Source organism: Shigella sp. FC1661 (assembly GCF_001712525.1).
In the GTDB taxonomy this organism is placed as follows: domain Bacteria; phylum Pseudomonadota; class Gammaproteobacteria; order Enterobacterales; family Enterobacteriaceae; genus Escherichia; species Escherichia coli.
In genome coordinates this window covers 1-1088 of record NZ_MDGW01000370.1, presented here as the reverse complement: position 1 = coordinate 1088, position 1088 = coordinate 1, and the positions used below count along the sequence as shown (strand labels likewise).

General features: G+C 44.0%; 2 pseudogenes. One reads left to right on the top strand and one right to left on the bottom strand.

Features of this window, described 5'->3' with window-relative positions:
• Positions 1-350: pseudogene (locus BFF42_RS18330) on the bottom strand (transposase); the annotation flags it as partial.
• Positions 351-416: 66 nt separating this feature from the next.
• Here BFF42_RS18330 and BFF42_RS18325 point away from each other — a divergent pair.
• Positions 417-962: pseudogene (locus BFF42_RS18325) on the top strand (diguanylate cyclase domain-containing protein); the annotation flags it as partial.
• Positions 963-1088 lie beyond the last annotated feature (126 nt).

Here is a 1088-nt window from a genome sequence, read left to right as displayed (position 1 = left end):
ATACCTGACACATCGCTTCAATGGGAAATTGTTGTCGCCATTGTTCGATTAACGCGTATTTTTCAGCGACTCCTGTGCAAAATACGCTGTTGCTTTTTTAATATATCTCGCTCAAGGCGAGCTTCATTTAACGCCTTACGCAGTTGCAGAATTTCAGATTCCAGTTCAGCCACCGTGCGGGAACCAGGAGTACCGAGCCCTTTTCTGGCGGCGGTAACCCATTGTCCTAAAGTGCCTTCAGGAAGGGATAATCGGGAAGCGCCTTCACTGATCGAAAGTTGATTTTCAGGAACCGTTCTGACAGCTTCGGCTTTGAACTCTTTAGAGTAACGTTGGTTTTTTCTGCTCATTATTAGCTCCTTCTGATGCCATTCTATTTCAGGAAGGAGTGTCCGTTAAACTCAGGCTACCTCAGCATTCGTGTCTCGTTATCCATTGATATTCTTTACTTTATCACGTCTTCGTGGAAAAGCGTTCTGTTCTGGATTTTGACGGCGTTAATTTTGCTGAATATGGTCCGGATGCACTTCCGTTTATACCAAAATGTGTCGCGAGAAAATATTAGTGATGCGATGACTGGACTGTATAATCACAAAATTTTAACCCCTGAACTGGAGCAGCGGTTGCAGAAACTGGTGCAATCCGGTTCTTCGGTGATGTTTATTGCAATTGACATGGACAAGTTAAAGCAAATAAATGACACCCTCGGTCATCAGGAGGGGGATTTAGCGATTACGTTATTAGCTCAGGCGATTAAACAATCGATTCGTAAAAGTGATTATGCCATCCGACTCGGTGGCGATGAATTCTGCATCATTCTTGTCGATTCGACGCCGCAAATTGCAGCACAACTGCCTGAACGTATCGAAAAACGTCTGCAACATATCGCGCCGCAGAAAGAAATCGGCTTCTCTTCCGGTATTTACGCGATGAAAGAAAACGATACGTTTGAGGTAGCCTGAGTTTAACGGACACTCCTTCCTGAAATAGAATGGCATCAGAAGGAGCTAATAATGAGCAGAAAAAACCAACGTTACTCTAAAGAGTTCAAAGCCGAAGCTGTCAGAACGGTTCCTGAAAATCAACTT